The sequence below is a fragment of the Pseudomonas sp. SJZ077 genome, from assembly GCF_007993905.1.
Taxonomy (GTDB): domain Bacteria; phylum Pseudomonadota; class Gammaproteobacteria; order Pseudomonadales; family Pseudomonadaceae; genus Aquipseudomonas; species Aquipseudomonas mandelii.
The window spans coordinates 45050-68850 of record NZ_VIUJ01000031.1 but is presented as its reverse complement, the minus strand read 5'-3'; the positions used below and the strand labels follow the sequence as shown (position 1 = coordinate 68850).

Annotated in this window: 25 protein-coding genes and 1 pseudogene; 7 read left to right on the top strand and 19 right to left on the bottom strand. The window is 59.6% G+C overall.

Going from position 1 to position 23801, the window contains the following annotated elements:
- Positions 1-755 precede the first annotated feature (755 nt).
- From FBY01_RS31635 to FBY01_RS29925, 4 genes are all read right to left on the bottom strand, one after another.
- Entirely contained in the window at positions 756-920 is a 165-nt protein-coding gene (locus tag FBY01_RS31635) for a hypothetical protein (RefSeq protein WP_178113323.1), read from the bottom strand.
- Positions 917-1717 (bottom strand): enhanced serine sensitivity protein SseB, encoded by an 801-nt coding sequence (gene sseB, locus FBY01_RS29940; RefSeq protein WP_145310730.1) that lies wholly within the window; start codon positions 1715-1717, stop codon positions 917-919. Before sseB ends, FBY01_RS31635 begins: the two co-directional genes overlap by 4 nt.
- 287 nt (positions 1718-2004) lie before the next feature.
- A complete protein-coding gene (locus tag FBY01_RS29935) occupies positions 2005-2634 on the bottom strand; it encodes a DUF3885 domain-containing protein (protein ID WP_145310732.1) in 630 nt (209 codons plus the stop codon).
- Between the two features lie 778 nt (positions 2635-3412).
- Positions 3413-3775, bottom strand: a complete 363-nt coding sequence (locus FBY01_RS29925; protein WP_010459091.1) for a DUF6124 family protein — start codon at positions 3773-3775, stop codon at positions 3413-3415.
- 645 nt (positions 3776-4420) lie between these two features.
- Between FBY01_RS29925 and FBY01_RS29915 the strand changes: the two genes are divergently transcribed.
- Genes FBY01_RS29915 through phnE form a run of 4 tightly spaced genes read left to right on the top strand, consistent with a single transcriptional unit; the run spans position 4421 to position 7651 of the window.
- Positions 4421-5272 (top strand): putative selenate ABC transporter substrate-binding protein, encoded by an 852-nt coding sequence (locus FBY01_RS29915; protein WP_145310738.1) that lies wholly within the window; start codon positions 4421-4423, stop codon positions 5270-5272.
- A complete protein-coding gene (locus FBY01_RS29910; RefSeq protein ID WP_145310740.1) occupies positions 5269-6066 on the top strand; it encodes a phosphonate ABC transporter ATP-binding protein in 798 nt (265 codons plus the stop codon). Before FBY01_RS29915 ends, FBY01_RS29910 begins: the two co-directional genes overlap by 4 nt.
- Positions 6060-6887, top strand: coding sequence for an ABC transporter permease (locus FBY01_RS29905; RefSeq protein WP_145310742.1), 828 nt, complete (start codon positions 6060-6062; stop codon positions 6885-6887). The genes FBY01_RS29910 and FBY01_RS29905 overlap by 7 nt, the downstream gene beginning before the upstream one ends.
- Positions 6884-7651 (top strand): phosphonate ABC transporter, permease protein PhnE, encoded by a 768-nt coding sequence (gene phnE, locus FBY01_RS29900; protein ID WP_145310745.1) that lies wholly within the window; start codon positions 6884-6886, stop codon positions 7649-7651. Before FBY01_RS29905 ends, phnE begins: the two co-directional genes overlap by 4 nt.
- An 18-nt stretch (positions 7652-7669) precedes the next feature.
- Here the strand turns inward: phnE and FBY01_RS29895 are convergent, their stop codons facing one another.
- Positions 7670-8062: a GFA family protein gene (locus FBY01_RS29895; protein ID WP_145310748.1), complete on the bottom strand. Its 393-nt coding sequence runs from the start codon at positions 8060-8062 to the stop codon at positions 7670-7672.
- Positions 8063-8323: 261 nt separating this feature from the next.
- Between FBY01_RS29895 and FBY01_RS29890 the strand changes: the two genes are divergently transcribed.
- On the top strand, positions 8324-10030 hold the full coding sequence (locus FBY01_RS29890; protein ID WP_145310750.1) for an amidase: 1707 nt from the start codon (positions 8324-8326) through the stop codon (positions 10028-10030).
- A 285-nt stretch (positions 10031-10315) separates the two neighbouring features.
- On the opposite strand, the gene FBY01_RS29880 is transcribed toward FBY01_RS29890, so the two are convergent.
- From FBY01_RS29880 to FBY01_RS29850, 8 genes are all read right to left on the bottom strand, one after another.
- Positions 10316-11467 carry a carboxylate-amine ligase gene (locus tag FBY01_RS29880; protein ID WP_145310755.1) on the bottom strand — a complete coding sequence of 384 codons (1152 nt, stop codon included), beginning with the start codon at positions 11465-11467 and terminating at the stop codon, positions 10316-10318.
- Between the two features lie 33 nt (positions 11468-11500).
- The gene (locus tag FBY01_RS29875; protein ID WP_102593353.1) at positions 11501-12430 is read right to left on the bottom strand and encodes a ZIP family metal transporter; all 930 of its coding nucleotides are present in this window, start codon (positions 12428-12430) and stop codon (positions 11501-11503) included.
- Positions 12430-12600: a hypothetical protein gene (locus FBY01_RS31630; RefSeq protein WP_154504182.1), complete on the bottom strand. Its 171-nt coding sequence runs from the start codon at positions 12598-12600 to the stop codon at positions 12430-12432. The genes FBY01_RS29875 and FBY01_RS31630 overlap by 1 nt, the downstream gene beginning before the upstream one ends.
- A gap of 65 nt (positions 12601-12665) precedes the next feature.
- The gene (locus FBY01_RS29870; RefSeq protein ID WP_077748797.1) at positions 12666-13550 is read right to left on the bottom strand and encodes a manganese catalase family protein; all 885 of its coding nucleotides are present in this window, start codon (positions 13548-13550) and stop codon (positions 12666-12668) included.
- A 328-nt stretch (positions 13551-13878) separates the two neighbouring features.
- Positions 13879-14703: a DUF3618 domain-containing protein gene (locus FBY01_RS29865; RefSeq protein ID WP_145310757.1), complete on the bottom strand. Its 825-nt coding sequence runs from the start codon at positions 14701-14703 to the stop codon at positions 13879-13881.
- Positions 14700-15131: a phage holin family protein gene (locus tag FBY01_RS29860; RefSeq protein WP_083377121.1), complete on the bottom strand. Its 432-nt coding sequence runs from the start codon at positions 15129-15131 to the stop codon at positions 14700-14702. Before FBY01_RS29860 ends, FBY01_RS29865 begins: the two co-directional genes overlap by 4 nt.
- Entirely contained in the window at positions 15131-15757 is a 627-nt protein-coding gene (locus FBY01_RS29855; RefSeq protein WP_077748794.1) for a hypothetical protein, read from the bottom strand. The genes FBY01_RS29860 and FBY01_RS29855 overlap by 1 nt, the downstream gene beginning before the upstream one ends.
- A 237-nt stretch (positions 15758-15994) precedes the next feature.
- Complete coding sequence (locus FBY01_RS29850) at positions 15995-16375, bottom strand: RidA family protein (RefSeq protein ID WP_145310759.1); 381 nt, start codon at positions 16373-16375, stop codon at positions 15995-15997.
- Between the two features lie 164 nt (positions 16376-16539).
- Here FBY01_RS29850 and FBY01_RS31625 point away from each other — a divergent pair, with 164 nt between their 5' ends.
- A complete protein-coding gene (locus FBY01_RS31625; RefSeq protein WP_162179681.1) occupies positions 16540-16689 on the top strand; it encodes a hypothetical protein in 150 nt (49 codons plus the stop codon).
- 63 nt (positions 16690-16752) lie between these two features.
- Here FBY01_RS31625 and FBY01_RS29845 read toward each other — a convergent pair whose 3' ends face one another.
- Complete coding sequence (locus tag FBY01_RS29845) at positions 16753-17769, bottom strand: succinylglutamate desuccinylase/aspartoacylase family protein (RefSeq protein ID WP_145310760.1); 1017 nt, start codon at positions 17767-17769, stop codon at positions 16753-16755.
- 173 nt (positions 17770-17942) lie between these two features.
- On the opposite strand from FBY01_RS29845, the pseudogene FBY01_RS32060 reads away from it, so the two are divergent.
- Positions 17943-18428 (top strand): annotated as a pseudogene (locus FBY01_RS32060) (TetR family transcriptional regulator C-terminal domain-containing protein); the annotation flags it as partial.
- Here the strand turns inward: FBY01_RS32060 and FBY01_RS29835 are convergent.
- The 5 genes from FBY01_RS29835 to FBY01_RS32155 form a co-directional block, all read right to left on the bottom strand.
- A complete protein-coding gene (locus FBY01_RS29835; RefSeq protein WP_145310762.1) occupies positions 18384-19391 on the bottom strand; it encodes a DMT family transporter in 1008 nt (335 codons plus the stop codon). The pseudogene FBY01_RS32060 and the gene FBY01_RS29835 sit on opposite strands and share 45 nt — an antisense overlap.
- Complete coding sequence (locus tag FBY01_RS29830) at positions 19391-20089, bottom strand: ABC transporter permease (protein ID WP_145310765.1); 699 nt, start codon at positions 20087-20089, stop codon at positions 19391-19393. Before FBY01_RS29830 ends, FBY01_RS29835 begins: the two co-directional genes overlap by 1 nt.
- Positions 20090-20094: 5 nt before the next feature.
- Positions 20095-20808 (bottom strand): ABC transporter permease, encoded by a 714-nt coding sequence (locus FBY01_RS29825; protein WP_010459070.1) that lies wholly within the window; start codon positions 20806-20808, stop codon positions 20095-20097.
- 172 nt (positions 20809-20980) lie between these two features.
- Positions 20981-21769 (bottom strand): transporter substrate-binding domain-containing protein, encoded by a 789-nt coding sequence (locus tag FBY01_RS29820; RefSeq protein ID WP_145310767.1) that lies wholly within the window; start codon positions 21767-21769, stop codon positions 20981-20983.
- Positions 21770-21797: 28 nt separating this feature from the next.
- Positions 21798-23801 (bottom strand): aminotransferase class I/II-fold pyridoxal phosphate-dependent enzyme, encoded by a 2004-nt coding sequence (locus FBY01_RS32155; RefSeq protein WP_145310769.1) that lies wholly within the window; start codon positions 23799-23801, stop codon positions 21798-21800.

Here is a 23801-nt window from a genome sequence, read left to right as displayed (position 1 = left end):
AACGATGCCGCAGTAAGAGGCCGAATATACGTGTGCAGTCGGCACGGGCGCCAAAGCAAAGGAGGCTTGCAACGAGGAGGAGTCCATATACGGACGGAGGGAAAAACCGGAGAGTCCTCCAGATCGTAAATGTTCGTTTGGTGATGTGATGGATTGCGAAAAATTGCGCTGCCTATTTCCAAGAAGTCTTGGAGAAAAACTGCGTTACAGATGGCTGATGATTAGAATGGGATCAAATTCATCGTGATGTCAGCAAAGGATGCTTTATGCCCCTTTTAACATGGGATCCTTTTGATCTAATCGCCGTACTCGGCGTCTTCCCCTCCGTCGGTGAGTCCGGAACATCACACCGTTACGTTATCGAGCAAGGTACTGTCAGACTGAAATTGACAATTTGGCAATATGATTCTGATGTGGAAATTCAGGTGAGTGAGGCTTCACTACCAAACCCCATTATCAAATACACAATGCTTGGATGCCCTGGTATCCGCGTTGTTGATGACAAGCGAGGTAAGTTCCTGGAGTTTGCAGCTTCGAATACTTTCACTGGGCGATACGATGGGTATTCGGTAATTCCATACGGTTTAAGGTTGTGGGTCGAACCTCAAATTTTGCTGGAGCCATTCACTTACGCGTCTGCGTAGAGAATGACGAATGGTTATGAGTATTCGTTTTGGCTGTTCTCCGTCGGTTGTGACGGGCTGCTATTGGCCGTTTTTTGCCTGTCGTGAAGGGCGGAAATCGACCCGAAGCGGTCAGTCGTAACAGGCAGAAATCGGCCAGTAATGGCCGTTGGCGGAAAGCTCACATGACTGAATGACAAAACGCTCAGGTTTGCTATCTCTGATGACGCCGTCAAACAGGCCAAGCACGATTTCGCAGGCCTGCTCGGCGGTTAGCACGACGTTGATCTTTGTCACGCTTTGCCAAAGCCGAACAATGAACGCAGCCAGCCTGCCGACTTCCGTTCATAGAAGGGTGCGGTTTGCTTGAGGAAGTAATCGCTAAGGCCTGATTCCCCTTCGTGAATGCGATAGAGGTCAACGGGTTCGCCATCCGGAGCGGTATCCCCGGCAACGTTACCGGCTTCGCGCATGACCAGTTCAATATCCCCGTCCGCTTCAATACCAATGATCAGATGAGGCTTTTGATCAGACGATGCGTCATGCATCAACGCCAGAAATGCACGCTTTACGTTGCGATGTTTGGCGAGTAATTGTGTGAGCGAGTTGACCATCTTCGACGGATATTGCGACGGCTGTCCGAGCAGCACTTTGGTGTCTTTTTCGACCGTGCGCTGCACCGGCTTTTGGCCGATCTCGCCGGAGAGCAGATGGCGCACTTCCTCCGGGAAAAATTCTTTCCCGTAAGGAGACTTTGGATTGAGGAAAAGAGGGGTGCCCAGTGTGATTTCAAACAGCGATCTGGCCGGGATCTCTACGTAGGACTCTTCGCTATCTATGGATCTTTGTAGTGTTTGCAACGAAGAAAAAAACGGGATGACAGCGGAGCCGTCAGGCTTTTGCCAATGCGCGATGCTGATGTTGCTACCAGCCTCGAGGTTGACTTGACCTTCGCCAGTGCCGGCAGTGCCAAGGACGTAGATAGTGGAATTCAACAGAGTCTTGAAAAAGTCAGGTCGATGGGCCGGTTCATCCGCCGCCAGCCTGAGTGATTTTTCGAGGGTGTTTTCTTGCTTGGTATCCATGATGTCCATCGGCAGTTCCATCAAAACAGACAAAAAGTGAGCGGCAAAGAGCGCGCAGTTTTTCACGCGACGGTGAAAACAGGAAGAACAGCAGGCTAATAAATCTGGAGCATACGGAGAGTCACCCTGAACGGTTTTCCAAGGATAGCTCCTCCATATTAGTGGTGGATGAAGAGCCAAATGCGGTTAGCCTCGAAGGGCTGCTTCCTGCCTGACATGAAGTGCCGATCGACCCAAAGGAGACGGTGGCCATGTGGGCTGTGGGCACGGTTTCAGCTCCAATGTAAGCAATGAGGCTAGCGCGCAGGCGCTGCAAATGTGGTGTCCATCGTGTGTCGGTCGTAATCCAGCAGGTATGTATGATGCAGACGATACAGCTGTGAAAGCAGATCTTTGTTGGGGCCGACCACATCCATACCTCTATCGTCGTAGGGAAAAACCATGACGTGCTTCTTCAAATTGAAGAGGTATAAAACGCAGTTGGGTTTAGGTTGAATTGCGGCAAAGTCCCTAGCCAAAGCACACCAAAGAAATGCTTGAAGCAGAGTCGCAGGCGCTTCAAATGCGATGTTGATCCAATACTCCGGATGCCTTTCGCAAAACCATTCCTCCGGATCTATCTCCTCACTCCAGACTGAGAATTCCGTGGGTATGTTAATGCCGGCAGATCGAAGAGCGTGAATCAGGGGCCGATGAGCAAATCGGTTGCTGCCAGAATGAATGCGCAGACAAGCAACAAGCGTCGCGTCATCAAGGAAGATATCGCTGCAGATCTTTGTTGATTTTCGTAGTGCTGTTAGAAATTGCTCAATCACTCCGCCAGTTTCAGAGAGCTCAAAACGCAGACCTCCTGGATAGGAATAGAAAAGCGGCCTGGCAAATGCTTTACCCCCAAAGATCCTCTCAATTTCAAGTTGTAGATTCACTTGATACCTTCATGGCTAATAGCCCGACTCCATAGCTTGGGCGGTGCAGACGGATATTACTGTATACGTAAGATCTGAGCTAAGCCGCGAGCGTCCGCTGTTGGCCGAATCCTGCCTTTCGCGAGAGGCAGGAATCCATAACCCGAAGCGGACTTTCAAGCTTAGTCATCGTGAATTGGTTTTACGAGCAACAGTTCGTAGGTCAAATCGGCTTCATAAAATGTGGTGCACCATTCTTGAAAGCCCGACCGGGGCTCGCACAGTAGACGGATGATGAGTCCGGACTCCGTACTAAAAGTTTCTTTGACGACTGCGATATCCCCAGGCGCCGCATCACGAGCATTTATCCAATCAACATACACAGCCTTCGTAGAATCGACGTGGGTTAGTTTTATGAAGTCGCCTTTGGAAAGTGTCATAGCTGTCTTTAATGCCTCCTACCGATCAGGTAAAAACCTCGTTCGAGTGACTGCTTCTGGCCGACTGCAGTCAGTCACGAAAAGTCGCAGTCGACCCAAAGCGCAGGATGTGTCGAGGCAAATTCGTCATTACTTTTTGCAGGGGCCTCGCGTCAGGGGGCGATGCGGCCCCGCTCATCCCGCCAGTGCAACGGTTCTTCGAACGGGAAGGAAGAGGGACGAACATACCTGAGCAATAGGCTGGGCAATTCGTGTAAATCTTTCATAACCGAATACCCTCCGGTTCGGACCTTTGATTCTGATGCAGTCACCTCCCCTCTGTGACGACGGGTTAACCCACCGTCACAGAGGGTGCACTCTTACTCTTTCACCTCAACCTTATCCAACGCCTGATTCACCGCCAACTCCCCCAACATCACCACTTGGGTAATCCCCAACAGCGTCTTGCGATGTGAGTTATCCAATAACGCCGCAAAATTGCTGAGCATAGTAGTGGCCGAGCCCAGTGATTCGCTGGCGTTGGCCAGCAGGGACTCGGTGTCGTATGCCGGGTTGGCGAGGAACATGGGTTCGGGTTCGTGGTTGCTGGCCATGATGTGGGCGCCCGGATTGAGGTAATGGTCGAGGGCGCGTTCGGCGGCTTCGTGGAGTTTTCTGGAATCGAGGGATTCGTAGGGGGATGCCGGATTGGTGTCCGGTGGGTTGGGTGTTGGTTTGATCATAGATGAAGCTCCCGTCACAAATATAAGGAGCCATCACTCTCGCTACCAAACGAGGGTGGCGGCCATACGTGGGTTGGTAGACCGGTTGCGACAGGAAACCCGGCGCTCACAAAGGAGCCCCACGCATGCCCACCATAAAAGCAGAGTCCGAAAGAAGGGACTGCCTAAGGTGTCGCCATGCGACTGTCACAAGCGGGCTACCAAACCCGATCACTGTTTTTCAGTGACCAGGAAACGATATAGCCCACCCCAAAGCCGCACAAGCCGGCGGATTCTGGCGCACGCGTAGGCAACGACGCAAGGCGTTGTAGCCGTTAGGACGTAACGCCGAGTGTCTTTAAACGCGCGCGCCCAAACATGTTTAAAGCACTCAAAAAACAGGGACGCGTAGCGCTCGCCCAAAAGCGTACACGCAGGCCTGTTTGCGTCAGAAAACAATGAGAGCGATTAAAATGCCGGTTAAATGCCAACGGCGTAGTCAAGGTTCAGTTCGAGCAATGGTTGTGCAGTCCATCACGACACATATTGACTAGGTCAAAACCGGTTAATATGCCCGCGCTTCGTCTACCCTCACAAAGCGCCAAGCAAGTTCAGCTTGTGTCAGGCGCATCGATCATTTTTCAGTTCATTCACCGGAGAGCTTCCATGCTCAAGCGTACCCTGGCATTGGCCGTCGGCCTTACTCTGACATTTGGCAGCCTGTTGGCGCAGGCCGCCGACACCTTGAAAGTCAGCGCGATTCCCGATGAAGCCCCTACTGAACTGCTGCGCAAGTTCAAGCCGCTGGGCGTTTATCTGGAGCAAAAGCTGGGCATGAAGGTTGAGTTCGTGCCGGTGAGCGACTATCCGGCCGTGGTCGAAGCGCTGGCCACCGACCGCATCGACCTGGCCTGGCTGGGCGGCTTCACGTTTGTGCAGGCACGCCTGAAAACCGGTGATGCCATTCCGCTGGTGCAGCGCGAACAGGATGCCCAGTTCACCAGCAAATTCATCACCGCCGACCCGAACGTCAAATCCCTCGCCGACCTGAAAGGCAAGACCTTCGCGTTCGGCTCGGTGTCCTCCACGTCGGGCAGTCTCATGCCGCGCTATTTCATGCTCAAGGATGGCATCAAGCCAGAAACCTACTTCAGCCGCGTCGGTTACTCGGGCGCCCATGACGCCACCGTCGCCTGGGTCCAGGCCGGCAAGGTGGACGCCGGGGTGCTGAACGCCAGCGTGTGGGAAAAACTGGTCGCTGCCGGCAAGGTCGACACCGCCAAAGTCAAAGTGTTTGCGACCACCCCGGCCTACTTCGACTACAACTGGACAGTGCGCGGGACCCTCGACCCGGCGCTGGCGGCGAAGATCAAGGCGGCCTTCCTCGCACTCGATCCGGCTAACCCGAAGGACAAGGAAATTCTCGATTTGCAGGCAGCCAGCCGGTTCATCGAGACCAGCCCTGACAATTACAAAGGCATCGAGGAAGCCGCACGCGCTGCCGACCTGCTGAAATGACCTTGCGTCTGACCCAGGCCAGCCTGACCCATGCCAACGGCGTCAAGGCATTGCGAGAGGTGAACCTGCACATCGGTGCAGGCGAGCAGGTTGCCGTCATCGGCCCGTCCGGCGCTGGCAAGTCGAGCCTGCTCAACTTGCTGGCCACCGCGTTGCGACCGGACAACGGCGAGTTGCAGGTGCTCGGCGAGCGAGCGTGGCAGCTGTCTGCTCGGCAGCGCCAGCGTTTGCGCGCACGCATCGGTCTGATCCATCAATCGCCGCCCCTGCCACCGCGCCAGCGTGTGGTCACCGCGGTGCTGGCCGGAAAGTTGGGTCAGTGGGGCCTGGGCAAGAGCCTGCTGAACCTGATGCATCCTCTGGATATTCCGGGCGCCCGCGCGGCGCTGGCCAGGCTGGACCTGGGCGATAAACTGTTCGCACACTGCCAGCAACTGTCCGGCGGCCAGCTACAGCGCGTGGGCATTGCCCGCGTGTTGTATCAAGCGCCCGAGGTGCTGCTGGCCGATGAGCCGGTTTCGGCAATGGACCCGGTGCTGGCCGAACACACGCTTTCGGTGCTCTGCCGCCACGCCCGGGAGAACAACGTCACCCTGATCGCCAGCCTGCATGCGGTGGAGCTGGCCCTGGCGCACTTTTCGCGGATCATCGGCCTGCGTGACGGGCAGATCCTGTTCGACCTTGCGGCCGGCGACGTCGACCGCGAGCTGCTCGACACGCTCTACGCCAATGAGCAGTTGCACACCTCACCGGTGCCTCCAGTGTCCTTGAGTGTGCAGATTCCCCGATGCTGACGTCTGCCTCGCGCGATCCCGCCGCCCTGCCCCGTTTGCTCCTCACCCTGCTGGCGATCGCCCTGTTGTGGCCGGGCATCCACTTCAGCGAATTGGACCTCGGCGTTTTAGTGGCGAGTGACAGTCAGAGCGAGATGGGCCGGTTTGTTTCCGCCTTCTGGCCTCCGGCCCATAACGCCGAGTTCATCGAACTGCTGTTGCAAGCCACTCTGCAGACCCTGGCCATCGCCACGGCCGGCATGGCCCTGGCGTTGCTGTTGGCCGTCCCTGCCAGCCTGCTGGCCAGTCGCGCCCTGTCGCTGTCGGCCGCATCCCGTGCCGGTCACCCAAGCTTCGGCGGCCAACTGCTGCGTTGGCCGGTACGCGGTTTGTTGATCTTCCTGCGCAGCGTGCCGGAAATCGTCTGGGCCCTGCTGTTCGTGCGCGCCGTCGGCCTCGGACCGACCGCCGGGGTATTGGCTATTGCGATTACCTACAGCGGCATGTTGGGCAAGGTCTACGCAGAAATTTTCGAGTCGGTCGACCAGCGACCAGCCCATGCATTACTGCGTTCAGGCAGCGGTCGACTGGCAGCGTTTTGCTACGGGATTTTGCCCAATGTCGCGGCGGAGCTGCTGTCGTACACGGTGTACCGCTGGGAGTGCGCGATCCGCGCCTCGGTGGTGATGGGCTTTGTCGGTGCCGGCGGTCTGGGTCAGCAAATGGATCTGTCGTTACGCATGTTCGCCGGAGGTGAAGTGGCCAGTTTGTTACTGACGTTCCTCGTCCTGGTGCTGCTCGCCGATCAACTCAGCCGCCTGCTGCGCTGGAGGCTGACATGAATCGCCTGATCAATCTGGTGCTGCTCCTGAGCATTGGCGCCGCGGCAGTCGCCTCGTTCATCTACCTGGGCATCGACCTCGGCGAACTCGGCAGCGCCGGCAACCTGAAGCAGATGGCTGCCTATGTGCAGCGTTTCCTCAGCCCGGACCTGAGCGCGGGTCATCTGCAAGCCATCGGTCACGGCGCGCTGGAAACCATTGCCATGTCCGCCCTGGGCACCCTGCTCGCGGCGGTCTTCGGGCTACTGTTGGCATTGCCCGCGGCCGGGCGTTTCGGCTGGCCGTTGCAGAGTGCATCGCGCCTGGTCCTCAATGCCTTGCGCGCGGTCCCGGAACTGGTATGGGCGGCGCTGATGGTGCTGGCCGCTGGACTCGGCCCCAATGCAGGCACCCTCGCCTTGGCCTTGCACACCACCGGCGTACTCGGCCGGCTGTTTGCCGAAGCACTGGAAAACACCCCGCCCGAACCGGCCGACGCCATCCGCCTGCAGGGCGGCAATGCCATCTCGGCGTTCTGTTACGGCACACTGCCCAACCTGTTGCCGCAGCTGCTGGCCTACATCCTGTACCGCTGGGAAAACAACATTCGCATGGCCAGTGTGCTCGGATTCGTCGGCGCCGGTGGTTTGGGGCAAATGCTGTATGTCAGCCTCAGCCTGTTCCAGGAAGCTCAAGCCAGCACGGTAATCCTGGCCATGTTGCTACTGGTGATCGCCGTCGATTCATTGAGCAGCTGGAGCCGTCAACGCTGGGTCAAGGCTTGACTGCTTTCGCAGAACGCCCTACTCCTCCAAACGCCCCGTACCCTCACGGTCGTGTTCGTAGTGCCTGATGAGCGCAAACGCCGGCAACCAGGACTCGCGACGCACGATCCAGCTTTCGTAGGTTGGCGTCAGTTGATCAGGGGCATCGAGAGACCCTAGGTTCACTTCGATTTCATCGGCGGTGCGTGCGAAAACGGACGATCCACAGCGCGGACAAAAATGCCGCCCGGCGTAGTCGCATGTTTCGCCCTCGATCGTCACCGCCGCCTGAGGGAAGATCGCGCTGGCATTGAAAAGGGCCCCATGATGCTTGCGGCAATCGAGACAGTGACAGAGGCCGACCCGGTAGGGCCGTCCTGATGCCTCGATTCGAACATTGCCGCACACGCAGCCACCGGTGAATCGGTCCATGTTGCATCTCCTCTGAATCAAACACGACGGGATGGAACAGAAGGTGTCGTAACCGGCACAATCCGCTGCACCGTTTCCCTCCGTGCCTTCCTTGGTGCTAAATAGGCAGCCCAGGTTTCAAGTCCAGACCCTGTCGTGTATTGCCGTGAAACGAGAAATCGATATGAACACCCATTTTCAGACAAGTGATACCCCTGAGCCCAAGACCTGGCAAGAGGCCAACCGCCACCTCCTTCCCCATCAGCCGTCAGTGGTAACAGCATGATCGAAGTCACCGAAGTGTCCATTGCCCGATTGCGAGCGGCGCTGGAGTCTGGCCAGACCACGGCAGTTGAGCTGGTCCAGGCCTACCTTGCCAGGATCGACGCCTACGACGGCCCCGACACGCCAACCGCGCTCAACGCGGTGGTGGTTCGCAACCCCGAGGCGCTCAACGAAGCGCAAGCGTCCGATGCCCGTCGGGCCAAGGGCGAAACGCTCGGCCCGCTGGATGGCATTCCCTACACGGCCAAGGACAGTTATCTGGTGAAAGGCCTCACCGCGGCCTCTGGCAGTCCGGCCTTCAAAAACCTGATTGCCTATCGCGATGCCTTCACCATCGAACGGCTGCGCGCCGCCGGGGCCATCTGCCTGGGCAAGACCAACATGCCGCCGATGGCCAATGGCGGCATGCAGCGCGGGGTCTATGGCCGGGCCGAGAGCCCGTACAACGCTGACTACCTGACGGCGCCTTTCGCATCGGGCTCATCGAACGGCGCCGGGACGGCCACCGCCGCCAGTTTCGCGGCCTTCGGCCTTGCCGAAGAAACCTGGTCGAGCGGCCGCGGTCCGGCCTCGAACAATGGCTTGTGCGCCTATACCCCTTCGCGCGGGGTGATTTCGGTGCGCGGCAACTGGCCGCTGACGCCGACGATGGACGTGGTTGTGCCCTACGCGCGAACCATGGCCGACCTGCTTGAGGTGCTCGACGTGGTGGTGGCGCAAGACCCGGATACACGCGGCGATCTGTGGCGAATGCAACCCTGGGTGCCGATACCGAGCGTCGCGTCGGTGCGCCCCGCGTCCTACGCGGGGCTGGCCGCGACCACCGGTGCGCTCGCTGGAAAACGCTTCGGCGTGCCGCGCATGTACATCAACGCGGACCCTGACGCGGGCACCAGCGAGTCGCCGGGCATCGGTGGCCCGACGGGGCAGAAAATCAATACCCGCCCTAGCGTGATCGATCTCTGGGAAGACGCCCGGCGGGCACTCGAAGCCGCTGGTGCGGAGGTGGTCGAAGTCGACTTCCCGCTGGTATCGAATTGCGAAGGCGATCGTCCGGGTGCGCCGACCGTGTTCACTCGCGGCCTGGTGTCCAAGGAGTTCCTGCACCATGAGTTGTGGGACCTGTCGGCCTGGGCGTTCGATGATTTTCTGCGGGCCAACGGTGATCCGAAACTGAATCGCCTGGCCGATGTCGACGGGCCGCTGATCTTCCCGCATGACCCAGGCACCCTGCCCAATCGCGAAGACGACCTTGCCGCCGGCATGGACGAATACGTGAAGATGGCCGAGCGTGGCATCACGCCGTGGGATCAGATCACCACGCTGCCGGACGGCCTGCGCGGGCTTGAAGAAACACGTCGAATCGACCTTGAAGACTGGATGGACCGGCTGAAGCTCGATGCGGTGCTATTCCCGACAGTGGCCGACGTCGGGCCGGCAAATGCCGATGTCGATCCGCAGTCGGCGGACATCGCGTGGAGTAACGGTGTGTGGGTCGCCAACGGCAACCTCGCCATCCGCCACCTCGGTGTGCCGACGGTCACGGTGCCGATGGGCGTCATGCCGGACATCGGCATGCCGGTCGGGCTGACCTTTGCCGGTCGTGCCTATGACGACTCAGCGCTGCTGCGCTTTGCTTCGGCGTTTGAGTCGGCCGGCAGCAAACGAATGATCCCGCCTCGGACACCGCCGTTGCAGGGCTGAAATAGCAGCGCGCGGGATTGGGCCAGTGCAGGCTCCAATCCCGCCTTGTCATCAATTCACCCGGACTCCAAAACTCAAACCTTCACTTATCCAAGACAATCTCCAGTCGAACAAGAACCCTGTGGCGAGGGAGCTTGCTCCCGCTGGGTCGCAAAGCGTCCCCAAAAAGGGCCTGCTGCGCAGTCCAACGGGAGCAAGCTCCCTCGCCACAGATACGACGTTGCGTTTAAGTGAACAGCATTACTCGCCACAGGGGGCTTGTTCGGCTGGAGATTATCTTCGGTCTTAGGTGAGCGCCGTTTCACTGATGCACGGCGCCTGCGACGTTTCCATCAGCAGCTGATCCACCACTTGCGACAGCGCGGCGTCAACATCCCCTCCCCCACGCAAGGCTCGCGCATACACTCTCCGCTGCCGGTCTGCACTGGTGCCGTCCCGGAGAATCCGGCGGGCCTGGGCGAACACATCCTCCACGCCCATCTTCTGCGCCGTGTCTCCAAGAATCTGTTGCGCCCTGAACAGCCATTGCGCCGCAGAGAACGGTCGATCGTAGCCTTCAACGATGAAGGCTGCGTGGATGCCGGACCGTTTCGCCCGCCAGCGATTTTCCTTGAGGATCCATTGCGACACTTGCGAATAGCACAATCCCGGGCGAGGTTGGTCAATGGCATGGGCCACCAGCAAGCGAAACAAAGAGGCGATGCACAAGACGTCATCCAGGCGCGGACAGGCATCCGTCATGCGCATCTCCAGCGTTGGGTATTTCGCGGCAGGTCGTAAGCCCCACCAGCAATCGCCCGCCTGCTTGATCGTGCCCGTGCGGATCAGCATGGCGACGTAGGCTTCATAGGCGCTTTGATCTTCGAAGAATTCAGGAATGCCCATCCGCGGCCATTCATCACACGCCGTTTGACGGTAGCTCATGAAGCCGCTGTCGGCGCCGTCCCAAAAAGGTGACGATGTGCTCAGTGCCAACAACAGCGGCAACCACGGCAAGACCTCGTTCATCACTTGAATACGGTCCACATGCCCTGGCACTTCAACATGCACGTGCAGGCCGGACAGCACGCTGCGCCTTGCCACGTGCTGGTAGTCTTCAAACAGTTGAACAAAATGAGGATGGTCGGTGGCGTGCTGCAAACGCCAATCGCACAATGGGTGGCTGCCGGCACTGAGCAGTCCCAGACCGTGACGTTCGAGCGTCCCCCGCAACCTTGAGCGCGCAGAAAACAGGTACTGCGCTGCTTGCGCGACACTGGTGAAGATGGGGGACGCGACTTCGATCTGCCCCTTGAACATTTCATGGGCGAAACAATCGCCGAGCACCCCCTGACACGCTTCAATCGATACGTCGGGAGGATTCTCGGCCATGCGCCGGGTGGCCAGGTCCGTAATGAAGTATTCCTCTTCAATGCCAAACTTCAGGTGCCTGTCCATCGCCTCACCCCTCACCTTGCCCTTGAATCAAGCCTAGCCTAACGCCGTATCGAGAAACATCATGAGCCCGAACCCTAGCATCAGGCCCAGCGTCGCCGGGGTTTCGTGGCCATTGCGGTGAGTCTCGGGAATCACCTCGTGGGAGACGACGAAAATCATCGCGCCCGCCGCCAGGCCCAGGGCAACCGGGTAACCCAGCGCGAAGCCGGTGGAAATGCCCAGTCCCACGACAGCGCCCAATGGCTCCATCAGCCCTGAGCCGACCGCGATCAGCGCCGCCCGCAACGTCGACACACCCGTCACTCGCAGCGCCAGTGCAATGGCCAGTCCTTCGGGGATGTCCTGGATGGCAATCGCGGTGGTCAATGGCAGACCCACCTTCATGTCCCCGTTGGCAAAACTGACGCCGATGGCCATGCCTTCCGGCAAGTTATGTAGCGTGATAGCCAACACGAACAGCCAGACTCGATTGATGCGCTGTGCGTGCGGGCCCTTGCGACCAATCTTCTGATGCTCATGGGGGACAAAGCGATCCAGCCCGATCATCAGAGCCACGCCCAAACCCAACCCAAGGACCACGACACACGCCGCCAGCAGCTTATTGCCGCAAATGGCCTGCGCCGCCGCGATACCAGGAAGAATGAGAGAGAACGAGCTGGCCGCGAGCATCATGCCCGCGGCGAAACCCAGCATGATGTCCTGAGTCCGTGCGGCAATGTCACGCAAGACCACGGCCAAAACGGCGCCCAGTGCGGTCGCGCCGAAACCCGAGACGCCGCCCAGGAATGCATACCGCAAGTTGACTCGATCCGCCCCGGTCAAGGCGCTGTAGCCGCTGACCAGCAGCAGAGCGGTGACACCCACCAGAGTTGACCAGAACAGAATGCTCAGCCAACTGCCGCTTTTTCCTGGGGCAAACCAGGCGCGCCAAGGGCCTCTTGCAGGCGAAGAATGGTCCGACATCAGGACACCTGTTTTCCGTTGGAGCGCTTACGGGTCGCTTCAGGCGCAGCCATCCGGATCTGTTTTGATATCCGCAAAGCGTCTCGTTCGAACGCCATTGCAGTGGTATTGAACAGCCGGTAAAAGTCCTGTGTAGCCTCGGCGGAAAAAGCGTCTGGATTGGAATTCATGGGGTTCACCTCAACTCTCCAGCACCACAAAAAACCGCACGCCGGGTGGCGTGCGGTGACCCTCGTCACGCATCGGGTTTTCCGTAGAGGCCCGCCCCCAAGTCAGCACCCGTGATCGGATCGCTTTCAGGGTCAGACATCGTGCGGACTTTCATGGCCAGCAACAGCTCCTCGTCTTCGGCGCTGAGCTGGACGCTTGCCGTGCCGTCCCCGCCATCGACTGCCGGCTGTGGATCGTTCACGTAGTTCCAGTCCTCGCCCTGGTTCCATGGCCCGCGAGTGCTGCCTTCGCCTTGGGACAGGTTGAAATAGACGTTGGTGAATTCCGGCATGCCGGGAAGCTTGCCCTGCGGAAAGTTCGGCTGGATCGCGTGCAGGGCTTTCTCAAAGGAGAGTTGATGGGCGATCTCGCGGGTCATCAGAAACCCCAGCGCCTCTTTCACCCCGGGATCATCCGTGATGTTCATCAAGCGCTCGTAGACGATTTTGGCGCGAGCCTCGGCGGCGATGTTGGAGCGGAAGTCAGCGGTCGGCTCACCGATGGTGTCGACATACGCGGCCGACCACGGCACTCCGGCCGAATTGGTCAGCGGTGCCCCGGCGCCGTACAACAGGCTGGTAATGTGCGAGTCATTGCCCGCTCCATTGATCGCGCGGTACAGCTCGCCTTCTTCGTCCACCCCTTCTGCCAGTTGACCCTTGGCGCCCTTGTTGAGCATCACGATGATCGATCCGACGACCTCCAGGTGACTGAGCTCTTCAGTGGCAATGTCCATTAGCAGATCCTTTCTTCCCGGATCATCCTCGGCCAAAGCCTGGGTGAAGTAGCGGGACGCCGCCGCCAGTTCGCCTTGGGCGCCGCCGAATTGTTCGAGCAAAAGGTTCGCCAACCCCGGATTGGGTTGGGCGACACGCACGGTGTATTGAAGTCGTTTGTTATGTAGAAACATGACGAATCTCCTCAGGCCTGAAGGGGCGTCGATACCCATCCGGCAAATGACCAAATGCGCCGCCCACAGTTATCTGAAGGTGCCGCGCCTGAGAAAATTTTAAAAAGATTGGCCACTCGCGACAGGCGGCATTGGAGGCGGGTTTTGGCATGCTTTTGTCACCAGTCGTCGGCGATCAATCAATCGATTCAAACTTTTATCGGTCGCCAGATCTCCACCGCTGTCTCACCTGTTTTTCATCGTTCGACGGCGCTTGAGAAGCGGAAAAAAACGGGAGGTCTTTGTCAGGCCTCCCGCTGTTTTTTGCAGCCCTTTATGAAGCGCCGGATTACGAGGTGCCCAAACCTCGTGACAGATCGGCTGGTGTATCGGAGGCCGCGTGGTATTCCCCTTGCGGTTTCGTTTCTACGTCCGAGTGATCGGTGGTTTTGGTCACGGTGTCGCGCACAGCCTCGAACCCCTCCCTCGCCTGTTGCTTTACCTTATCGGCCAGGCCGGCGCTGGTTTTGCCCATGTAGCGTTGCTCGGTCGCTGTCGAAGGCAATGCCGCGCCCAGCATGGCGCCTAACGCGATGCCCGCGGCGGCGACCATCAGGGGTTGCTCCTTCAACAACTGACTGAATTGAGTCCCCAGCACCTGCGAACTGCGGACCAACCGGTCACTGGCATCATGCACGGCATGACTGATGGTGTCGGTAGCAGCACCCAGGTTGTCGCCCATGTGGGCGGCCTTGCCCTTGATGGTCTGATAACCGTCCTTGAGCGTGTCAGCCGTCTGGTGCAAATGGTCACGGGCACTGTCGATGCCATCAGCCAGACCGTCGGTCCACTCGCCGACTTTGTTCTGATCCGGGCCCACGCGATAGCCTGGACGGGGTGACGGCGGGCGATTCTGACTCATCATCAACCACAGCAAACCGACGGATGTCAGGACGGCGGGAACCGGATTGTTGCGAACGCTGGTGCCCAGGTTAGTCAGGAATGTCGTGCCGTTGCTTTGCATCATCGTCAGCGCCTGATCGAACATCTGCCCAGGGGTGAACTTGCTTTCCAGCGCATCGACGATGTTGCCGATACTCGCCCGCTGAGCATCGATTTCACGCTCGATGGCTTCAGGGCTTTTTCCCGCTTCGATGTCGAATTCACTGTTCATGAGACTTTCCTCCGCAGCGCTTCCTGGTCTTTGTTCAAGGCATCCAGCGTGCGATCAGGCTTGAAGTGGGACGGCTCGAATTGTTTTTTCCCGGACTGCAGCATGGCGAACCCGACGATCATCACCACCACGCCGACAATCAGCGCCGCCAGCCACGGCGCCATCACGGTGCTGAGGCCATAGACTGCGGACATCAACAGAATGATGAACCCCGCCAACAGGACAATCGCCCCTCCCGCAACCCCGGCGATGCCGGCTTTGAGTGTTGTGAGACTGGCTTGAAGTTCGGCTTTGGCCAGCGCCAGTTCCTTGGTGAACAGCGCGGGCACTTCACGGGATAACTGACGTAACAGACCGACGACCGAAGCGTCATGGTCCGGCGCGTGTACCGGTCTTGAGCCTGGAAAATCTGGATCTTCTCTGTTCATCACAGTGCTCCATTGACGTTTGTCGAACCCGGTGTGGAGGTCGTCGCGAAGTTCGAAGGGTGGTCTTGCTCGCTCGGGGAGGCCGGCGTGTTGTCAGTGCGAGACGCGACTGAGGTTTCATAGGGGCGTTGCGCACCAAAACCGCCTGGCGGAGGCATCGAGTGGCCGGCTGCCGGGTTGTTGGCATCGGTGAAGGTGGCCGCCGGGGAACTGCCGGCCTTCAGGAATCGCGACAGGCCGAAGCCCAGTGCGATGCTGCCGGCAATGAACAGCCCTGGATTGCTGCGGGCCAGCTCGGCCCCGTCATGCAGCAGCTGTTCGGCACTTTTGCCGCGCAAGTTTCCGGCCAGGCCACTCATGGATTCCGCCATGTCGGCCAGGTAGTCGGACATGCCGAGGGTGTCCTTGCTTTCGAGTTCGGAGACAACCGATTTCGCGCCCTTGGCCAAAGCCTCGATCTGATCGGCGGCGGTGTCGCGGTATTGCCCGAACTGAGCGTCCGCCTGTTGTCGTGCACCCTCAAGTGCCTCCGTCACGTCCTCCTTCAAGTGCTCAAAGCCTGGCTCCGGCCCTGGGGAATCGGGCTTGTCTGGCTGACTCCCGGTGGTGCTGTCTGAAGTATTCATGTCATCCCTCGCCTTCTGTCTGTAATCAAGCGTTCCGGGAGTTCGCAGTGAGTGCAGCCTCCCTCACTGCAGATGACGAAGGGGGGTGATGGGGAGTTCCAACGGAGTGATGATCTGCTTTTCTGTGGGAGGCGAAACTAAATTCGTAGAGGGATAAGGGGTATCGCGAGGAGGCATGCAAGGTCGTTGTTTTTGAAACCGGGTCAGGTGGATTTTCATCACACCTGACCCGCACCGTCAGGCTTTGGCGGCCATCGCGGTGACTTCCACGCGCATGCCTTCGACCGCCAAGGCGGCCACACCAACGGCGGCACGAACCGGCCACGGTTTGGCGAAAAAGCGTTTATAAACCTCGTTGAACGCGGCGCGGTCGGCCATGTCGGTGAGGTAGATGGTCAGGTGCAGCATCCGGTCCATGGAACTGCCGGCACGCTCCAGCGCGACCTTCAGCGCCTGCAGCGTGCACTCGCTCTGCAGGGTGATATCGCCCAGTTCCAGGCTGCCGTCGGCGCGGGTGGGGATTTGGGTGGAGACCAGCATGCCGCCGAAACCGGCGACGTCGGAGGAGATGGAATCCGCGTCGGGATCAGGGGTGAACGTGATGTCTTGGTTTGCCATGGAGGATCTCTTTCTTGAAGGAATAACGAGGCGGTCGATGCCTTGAACGCGGACAGTTTACAGGCCGAAGCCGGGATTGCATGTGCGCTTGAACCCCGGCAAAAAAATCTCGAACTCCCTCTGCGCCCCTGCATCCAATGTGTAGATCAACGGAGGTACACGCGATGAACAGCGATGACAGTGACATCGAACGGGATCGGAAAGACAAGGACGCCGAAGAGCTCGATTCAGAAACGCATCCCGAAGAGGATGAAGCCGAGGCGCTCCAACGAAAGATAGATGAGATAGAACGCAAAGTGGCGGATGGGAACTAGCGTGAAGGCCACCCCGCTTATCTTCAGCGGAGGTGGCCAACAGGCTGAACGAATGCTCTGCGCCTAGTTCGGGTCCAGCAACCCGCCACTCCAGTTGCGCGAAATCCGGCTCCCGGTGAGTTTCGCCACCACCATGCCCTGCGACACGAGCCGGTCCCGATAGCGTGTGACCATCCGCCCCGCCTGCTCGGCCACCAGCACCACTTCGGAAGACGGATCACCGGGCCGTCGCAGAATCCGCGCAAAGCGCTGCCCTTCCTCGACGAAGTCACCGAGTTCCTTTTCAAAGATCAACACCCCGGGTTGCGGCGCGAGGATGGTTTCCATCTGGCCCATTTCCATCACTTCGACGGGCCAGTCACCGGGTGACAACGCCTCGTCGATGACCCCGCAACTGCACAGCCAGGCGTACAGTCCCGCGGCGTCCTGCTCGGCCAACCGATCGCTGACATCGCCCTGCCCACGTAGCTCCAGGGTCGCGGCCATGCGTTGCGCGGTGACGCCATCACGCAGCCACGGGGCGATGATGGTTTCTTCGAAGGAGCCGTCGCCGCCGTCATCCCAGATGATCGCCACGTCCATCTTCATCGCCGCCGCCAATTCGCGGGCACGGGGCCAGAAACTGCGGTGCACGTAGAGGTAGGGCAAGGCTTCGTCATCGGTGTGCAGGTCGAGCATCACCTGCGCCGTGGACGCCAGTTGCACCAGGCTTTTCTGCCACTCCTGGACGTTGGTCGAAGGTTGCTCCATCGCGGCTGACTGGTCGAACGCGCGGTTGAAGTTATGCCCGGTCGCATCGTGAAAGCGACCGAGAATCCGCCCCTGGCGAAACTGCCCGATACCCAGGGGATTGGCCTGCGGCACCACCGTCACACTGCCCTTGAGCCGGCCCTCGGCCTCGACGACTAGAAGCCGTTGCATCAACAGATGCAACACCAGCATCCCGGCGATTTCGTCGGCGTGCACCCCCGCCTGCAAATGCACCTTCGGCCCGCTGCCGTCGCCCCCGAAACGCCACGCGCCGACCTGCACCGGATCGCCGTTGTTGTTGCGAACACTGAACGAAATATCCTGCGCCATCTGCTTGTCCTCCCCCGTCATGAACGTTAAAAACCGGTGCATCACTGCGGCCGACACTGGAGATTGAACGCATGTTCAACTAAGCTCGCCAACCTGGCACTGCACCCAAGGATTCCCGTGTGACAACCCCCTCTCCAAAAAACCGTCGCGCGGAGCCCGATGAGCGTCGCGAGATGCTGGTGGCCGCCACGTTGCGTTGCCTGGTCCGCGACGGCCATGCGGGCATTTCCGTGCGCCGTATAGCCACCGAAGCCGGGGTGTCCGTCGGCCTGCTCAATCACCATTTCGGCAGCATCGATGCGTTGATTGCCGACACGTACCAGAAGATCGCCAGCGAACTGACCACCGCCCTGCGCCAGGAAATCCAGCAGGCCGCCACCCCGGCGCAAAAAATGGACGCGTTTCTCGTCGGTTCTTTTTCGCCAAGGGTCATGGACCCGCAATTGCTTGGCGTCTGGGTGGTGTTCTGGAGCCTGATTCGGCACTCCGAACACGTCAGCCAGTCCCACGAAAAAAGCTACCGCGCCTACCTCGATCTGCTGCGCCAGTTGCTCGATGACATGGCCGCCAGCGAAGGTTTCGTGATCCACGACACACGCCTGGCCGCCATCGGTTTATCGGCGATGCTCGACGGACTCTGGATCGAGTGGTGTCTCAACCCCGAAACCTTCAGCCCCGCCAACGGCCTCCACATCTGTCGCTGCTGGATAAAGGGGCTGCGTCACGGAGCATTCAGCACCGACGACATCCTGTGAGGGGTGGCGCCCGAAGATCATCGCCAGGGTGCCGCTGACCGCAATCAGGCCGGCACCGATCATCAGCGACACATCCATCAATGTGCCCCAGATCAGACTCGACAGCAGGAACGCCCAGATCAACCCGGTGTACTCGAACGGCGCGAGCAAGGTGGCAGTGGCCCGTTGAAAACTGGCAAACAGCAGGAACTGACCGATACCACCCACCAGACCGGCAACCAGCATGCCCAGCCACGCCGGCGTCGGTGCCGGGGTGAACGTCCAGGGCAACGCGACGGTCATGCACAGCACGAACACCACGTTGGTGATCAGCATCTGCTCCAGCACTGACGTCTGGTCATCCACCTGACGCAACTGGATGTAAGTGAACGCCCAGCACATCGCCGCCAGCAGCGTCAGCACGATGGGCCACGGATCGGCGATGTTGCTTGGACGACAAGCGATGATCACCCCGACAAACCCCAGGATCAGGGAAAACCACTGCCAGCCGCTGGCCCGCTCCTTGAGAATCACCGCCGCCAGCACCGTGACCATGATCGGCGCGGAAAAATACAGGGTGGTCATTTCCGCCAGCGACAGGTCCCGCGCGGCCGTGTAATACAGCAGCCAGGCCACGATCGACAACAAACCGCGCACCACCAGCAAGCGCCGGCTCGGCGAACGCCAGGCCCGCTGGACCAGGCGCAGACGCCCGGCCAACAGGCACGCGACGACCACCACCAGGCTGCGCCAGAACAGGATGGTGACCACCGAATAATCGGTCACCAGCCACTTGATGACCGCGTCCTGCAACGTCAGAAACATGTACCCCAAGGTGCACAGGCCGATGCCCTGCAGCGAACGGTCGACGACCTGCGAGGTGCTCATTACAGCGACCTGCGCACAGGCGTCCCGCGCCGTTCGGCAAAGGCAAACAGCGCCTCGATCAGGAACGTCAGGCAGACGTAGACCCCGGCCACCAGCAACAACGGTTCATAAACCTGCAAGGTCTGCGCCCGCACCACGTTCGCGGCACCCAGCAGATCGACAATCGCAATCGTCGAGGCCAGCGCCGTGGATTTCAGCAACATCACGGTTTCCCCGGCCAGTGTCGGCAACAGCAACCGCAGCGCCCGAGGCAATCGCACCCGCAGCAGCGATTGGCGCGGTGTCATGCCAAACGCCGAGGCCGCTTCCATCTCGCCTTTTGGCACCGCCAGCAGCCCGCCGCGAATCACTTCGCCGACATACGCGCCCACCGACAACACCAGGGCGAACACGATGTACCAGTAACCGTCGCGCAAATACGGCCAGAGAAAACTGCCGCGTATCAGCGGGAACTGCGCAAATACGCTGCCGAGCCCGTAGTAGAAGATGTAGATCTGGATCAGCAACGGCGTACCGCGCAACACGCTGGTGTAGAACTGGCTGGCCTTGGCGATCCCCTTGTTTTTCGAGATCCGCGCCAGCGCCACCAGCACCGCCAGCGCAAAACCGAGCACACTGGAAATTAACAGGATGGTGATGGTCGTTTGCAGTCCCCGGCCCAACAGCGCCGCGTATTCAACTATCCACGCTGGAATCATTTCATTCACTCAGCCAAAGGCATCCAACGGCGAATACGCCGCTCAAGCCGTCCAGACAGGTAGTTGGACACCAACGTCACCGCGTAATACAACGCCGCGGCCGTGAGGTAGAACAACAAGTAATGACGCGTCGAACCCGCCCCTTGCTTGGCGGTGTACAACAACTCGTTGGTGCCGACCACACTGATCAAGGCGCTGTCCTTGATCAGGTTGATCCACAGGTTAGCCATGCCGGCCATCGCATACGGCGCCATGATCGGCAGCGTGACGCGTCGGAACAGACCGAAACCGCTCAGCCCGAAGGCCTTCGCCGCTTCAATCTGGCCGAAGGGGATCGCCTGGATCGCCGCGCGGAAAATCTCCGAGGCGTAGGCGCCCTGCACCAGCCCCAGCACCACGATGGCGGCCAACGGACCGCTGACATTGACGACGCCGTAGCCCATCTGCGTCATCAGCGAATTGAGGAGCATTGAGCCGACGTAGTACAGCAGCAGGATCAACAGCAACTCCGGAATCGCCCGGAATAAGGTCGTGTAACCACGCATCAGCGCCGCAATCGGCTTTGGCGCGCCGAGCTTCAGGCAGGCCACCACCAGACCGATGAACAGCCCGACCACAAAAGCCCCGGCCGAGATTTGCAGGGTCATCCAAAGACCCTTCAACAGCGCACCGCCCCATCCTGTTTCGCTGAAGTTGATCAATTCGAACATGGCTGGCATTTCAGTCTCCAATCGATGGCCTTGATGCACCACCGCCCTCTTGTGGGAGCGAGGCTTGCCCGCGAAGCTTTTGGCGGCTTCAAGGGCCCCTTCGCGGGCAAGCCTCGCTCCTACGGGGATGGGTGTTTCCTCAGGAAAATTTCATTCCATGGAGTTGTTTTGCGCGTGGCCGTCAGAACGCGGGTTTCACGCTTGTGCCGAAGTAATGCTGGGACAGGTCGTCATAGTCTTTGCTGGCCAGCAAAGAGGTGATGGCTTTGTCGAGTTGGGCCTTGAGTTCGGCGTCATCCTTACGCAGACCAGCGCCCACGCCTTTGCCGAAAATCGGGTCATACGGCACGGCACCCAGGTATTCCAGGTTGCTGTTGCGGGCATCCGGGGTCTGCACGAAGGCGGCCATCGCCGTGCCGTCCGCCATCATCAGGTCGATGCGACCGGCAATCAGGTCGGCGTTGGCCGAGTCCTGGGTGTCGTAATACTTCACGTCAGCGATTTTTTCGTAGTACTGCTTGAGGTAACTGGCGCTCACCGTCGAGTTCTGCACACCGATGATTTTGCCCTTAAGGTCATCCGGATACGTTTTCACCGATGTGCCTTTCGGCCCGACAATCGCAATCACGGAGTCGTAATACGCCTTGCTGAAGGCGATCTGTTTTTCGCGCTCCTCAGTCACCGACATCGACGAGAAAATCACGTCGATCTTCTTCGCCAGCAACGATGGAATGATCCCATCCCAAGCCACTTCCTTGATCTCGCACTCGGCTTTCATTTCGCTGCACAGCTTGTGGATCAGGTCGACTTCAAAGCCTTTCCATTCACCGTTGGCCTGCTTCTCGGTGTACGGCGGATAGGGTTCAGCCGCGACCGCGAAACGGATCGGTTGTGCTTGTGCCGCGCTCATCCCGGCTAGCAATACGCAGGCTACGCCCGTCATCCAGTTTGCCAAACGTCGATTTCCCATGATTTTTCCCCGTCTTTTTATGATGTTTTCAGCGAGTCTGATGAGCGTTGACGAATTGTCGGCAACGCTCGCTGCGTGGGTGTACAAACACGTCGTCCGGCGAACCGGTTTCCTCGATCAGCCCTTGGTGCAGGTAGGCGACTTGGGAAGAGACATCGCGGGCGAAAGCCATTTCATGGGTCACCAGGATCATGGTCCGGCCTTCTTCCGCGAGGGAGCGGATCACCCGCAGCACTTCGCCGACCAGTTCCGGGTCGAGTGCCGAGGTGGGTTCATCGAACAGCATGACCTTGGGCCGCATGGCCAGGGCCCGGGCGATGGCCACCCGCTGCTGCTGTCCCCCGGAGAGAAACGCCGGGTACTCGTTGCGCTTGGCCGCCAGCCCCACGCGTTCGAGCAAGGCTTCGGCCCGTTCAGTGGCCTCCGCACGGCTTTCACGCAGGACCTGGGTCGGCGCCTCGATGAGGTTTTCCAGCACCGTGCGATGGGGCCAGAGGTTGAAGTTCTGGAACACCATGCCCAGGCTCGAACGGATACGCACCAGTTGCCTGGCGTCCTTCACCAGCGGCGTGCCGGGACGATCGAAGTTCAGGTGAATGCTTTCGCCGTCCACCAGAATGCGCCCCTGGTCCGGCACTTCGAGCATATTGATGCAGCGCAGCAAGGTGCTTTTGCCCGAGCCGCTGGCACCGATCAGTGAGATCACATCGCCTTCGCGAGCAGTAAGGGAAACGCCTTTGAGGACCTCGATATTGCCAAAGCGTTTGTGCAGACCATCGACTTCGATCATGGTTTTGGGCTTGACCGGTTCAACCGCCGCTTCGCAGGTCACACGGCTGATCACCGGCCGCGGCGCTTCGCCTTTCAACACCCGCACAAAGTCGCGAATGCGCTGGCAGGCCTGGGCCAGTCGTTCTTCACCCAGAGTGAACGAGAGCCGCACAAAGCCCTGGGCCGGCTCGCCGAACGCCGCCGCATCCAGCACCGAGACACGCGCCTCGCGCAACAGCCGCCAGGCGAACTCCAGAGAGGTCAGGCCGGTGTCACGCACGTCCACCAGCACGAACATGCCGGCATCTGGAGTGAGCACGGAAATTCCCGGGCAATCCGACAGGCTGGTCACCACCAGATCGCGACGACGGCGATAGATGTCGCGCATGCCGTGGGTCACCTCTTCATGGGCTTGAACTGCCTTGAGCGCAGCCTCCATGACAAAGCCCGGCAAACCGTAAAGCATGCTCAACACCAGGGTTTCGGCGTGAGCCACGAGGGCTTCATCGGCAACGATCCAACCGGTACGCCAGCCGGTCATCGCGTGGGATTTCGACAGGCTGCCGATCACCACACAGCGCTCGGCCATGCCCGGCAACGCGGCCAGGCTGAGGTGCTCGCGTTCGAAGGTCAGGCTTTCATAGACCTCGTCCACCACGACCCACAGGTCGTACTGGATGGCGAGGTCGGCGATGGCTTGCAGCTCTTCACGGTTGAGCACCACACCGGTCGGATTATTCGGATTGGAGAAGAACAGCGCCCGGGTGCGCGGGGTGATGGCCTTGGCCAGTTCGGCGGCATCGAGCCGGAAACCTGAATCCGCCGAGCACGGCACGCGCACCAGCGTGGCGCCGGACGCCTTGAGCGTTGCCTCATAGGTCACGTACATCGGGTCCAGGGCAATCACTTCGTCGCCGGTATTGAGCAGGCACATCGAGGTGATGAACAGCGCGTTCTGTGCCCCCGCCGAAATGATGACGTTTGGCGCCGTCACCTCACGGTCAAACAGCACGCTGTACCGAGCGGCGATGGCTTCCCGCAAAGCCTGGCGACCGGCGATCTCGGTGTAATGGGTGTCACCCTCGCGCAGCGCATGAATCGCGGCATCGGTGATGAAGTCGGGGGTGGGGAAATCCGGGTCGCCGACGCTGAGAATAATCACATCCTCACCGCGGCGCTGGGCTTCAAATGCCGCATTGTGAATATCCCAGGCCGCTACACCGTCGCCAGAAATCCGCTCAACAAAGGGTGAAAACCGCAT

Excerpts from the sequence above, each read along its gene's own strand:
- FBY01_RS32155 (WP_145310769.1), bottom strand. The coding sequence starts at position 23,801 with ATGCGGTTTTCACCCTTTGTTGAGCGGATTTCTGGCGACGGTGTAGCG.
- FBY01_RS29825 (WP_010459070.1), bottom strand. The coding sequence starts at position 20,808 with ATGCCAGCCATGTTCGAATTGATCAACTTCAGCGAAACAGGATGGGGC.
- FBY01_RS29855 (WP_077748794.1), bottom strand. The coding sequence starts at position 15,757 with ATGAATACTTCAGACAGCACCACCGGGAGTCAGCCAGACAAGCCCGAT.
- FBY01_RS29820 (WP_145310767.1), bottom strand. The coding sequence starts at position 21,769 with ATGGGAAATCGACGTTTGGCAAACTGGATGACGGGCGTAGCCTGCGTA.
- phnE (WP_145310745.1), top strand. The coding sequence starts at position 6,884 with ATGAATCGCCTGATCAATCTGGTGCTGCTCCTGAGCATTGGCGCCGCG.
- FBY01_RS29830 (WP_145310765.1), bottom strand. The coding sequence starts at position 20,089 with ATGATTCCAGCGTGGATAGTTGAATACGCGGCGCTGTTGGGCCGGGGA.
- FBY01_RS29860 (WP_083377121.1), bottom strand. The coding sequence starts at position 15,131 with ATGAACAGAGAAGATCCAGATTTTCCAGGCTCAAGACCGGTACACGCG.
- FBY01_RS29905 (WP_145310742.1), top strand. The coding sequence starts at position 6,060 with ATGCTGACGTCTGCCTCGCGCGATCCCGCCGCCCTGCCCCGTTTGCTC.
- FBY01_RS29910 (WP_145310740.1), top strand. The coding sequence starts at position 5,269 with ATGACCTTGCGTCTGACCCAGGCCAGCCTGACCCATGCCAACGGCGTC.
- FBY01_RS29895 (WP_145310748.1), bottom strand. The coding sequence starts at position 8,062 with ATGGACCGATTCACCGGTGGCTGCGTGTGCGGCAATGTTCGAATCGAG.
- FBY01_RS29845 (WP_145310760.1), bottom strand. The coding sequence starts at position 17,769 with ATGGCGCAGGATATTTCGTTCAGTGTTCGCAACAACAACGGCGATCCG.
- FBY01_RS29915 (WP_145310738.1), top strand. The coding sequence starts at position 4,421 with ATGCTCAAGCGTACCCTGGCATTGGCCGTCGGCCTTACTCTGACATTT.
- FBY01_RS29870 (WP_077748797.1), bottom strand. The coding sequence starts at position 13,550 with ATGTTTCTACATAACAAACGACTTCAATACACCGTGCGTGTCGCCCAA.
- FBY01_RS29865 (WP_145310757.1), bottom strand. The coding sequence starts at position 14,703 with ATGAACAGTGAATTCGACATCGAAGCGGGAAAAAGCCCTGAAGCCATC.
- FBY01_RS29835 (WP_145310762.1), bottom strand. The coding sequence starts at position 19,391 with ATGAGCACCTCGCAGGTCGTCGACCGTTCGCTGCAGGGCATCGGCCTG.
- FBY01_RS31625 (WP_162179681.1), top strand. The coding sequence starts at position 16,540 with ATGAACAGCGATGACAGTGACATCGAACGGGATCGGAAAGACAAGGAC.
- FBY01_RS29880 (WP_145310755.1), bottom strand. The coding sequence starts at position 11,467 with ATGGACAGGCACCTGAAGTTTGGCATTGAAGAGGAATACTTCATTACG.
- FBY01_RS29890 (WP_145310750.1), top strand. The coding sequence starts at position 8,324 with ATGATCGAAGTCACCGAAGTGTCCATTGCCCGATTGCGAGCGGCGCTG.
- FBY01_RS29850 (WP_145310759.1), bottom strand. The coding sequence starts at position 16,375 with ATGGCAAACCAAGACATCACGTTCACCCCTGATCCCGACGCGGATTCC.
- FBY01_RS29875 (WP_102593353.1), bottom strand. The coding sequence starts at position 12,430 with ATGTCGGACCATTCTTCGCCTGCAAGAGGCCCTTGGCGCGCCTGGTTT.
- FBY01_RS29925 (WP_010459091.1), bottom strand. The coding sequence starts at position 3,775 with ATGATCAAACCAACACCCAACCCACCGGACACCAATCCGGCATCCCCC.
- FBY01_RS31630 (WP_154504182.1), bottom strand. The coding sequence starts at position 12,600 with ATGAATTCCAATCCAGACGCTTTTTCCGCCGAGGCTACACAGGACTTT.
- sseB (WP_145310730.1), bottom strand. The coding sequence starts at position 1,717 with ATGGACATCATGGATACCAAGCAAGAAAACACCCTCGAAAAATCACTC.